1 protein-coding gene is annotated in these 582 nt (G+C 45.5%); it reads left to right on the top strand.

Going from position 1 to position 582, the window contains the following annotated elements; all coding sequences use genetic code 11:
- The coding region (locus AYJ08_RS23920) for a PIG-L deacetylase family protein (protein ID WP_483295062.1) at nt 1–582 on the top strand (582 nt) is incomplete at both ends.

Raw genomic sequence — 582 nt, 5'->3', positions numbered from 1 at the left:
AAAAAATGGGGTGAACAACACACCTATGAACGCTTGATTCGCCATATCCGCCAAGTGCGTCCAGACATCGTGATCCCTGCTTTTCTCAATGAAGAGTCTACTCACGGTCATCATCGGGCGATGAATGTGATTACAGTGAGAGCGTTTGAAGATGCCGCCAACCCATCTGTATTTCCTGAACAAATAAAAGCAGGATTATCACCCTGGCAGGTGAAAAAGCTATATGTACCAGCAAATGCTAAGGATTATACGGTTCGAATTCCAATAGGTGATTACGATCAACGATACGGAGCTTCTTACAAGCAGTTGGGAGAAGAATCACGTTTCATGCACAAAAGCCAGGGAATGGGTCGGCACTATGAAGAAGGGCCGGACTTTGTGTACTACAAGCTAGCAAAATCAGTTGGGCCCATCAAGCAAAAGGAAGCAGACCTGTTTGAGGGAATCTCCACTACATTTGAGGAGTGGGCAAAAGAGCTGGCTCGGCAGAAGCAAGCAAGTCGTTTATCTAAAAAAATTCACCAGCTGCAAAACGATGCAGCACAGATTCTCCATTCGTATCCAGATTTCTCACAGGTAGCT

It is taken from the genome of Brevibacillus sp. SKDU10, assembly GCF_001645205.1.
GTDB classification, from domain to species: domain Bacteria; phylum Bacillota; class Bacilli; order Brevibacillales; family Brevibacillaceae; genus Brevibacillus_B; species Brevibacillus_B halotolerans.
This window is presented reverse-complemented; position numbering and strand designations above follow the sequence as displayed.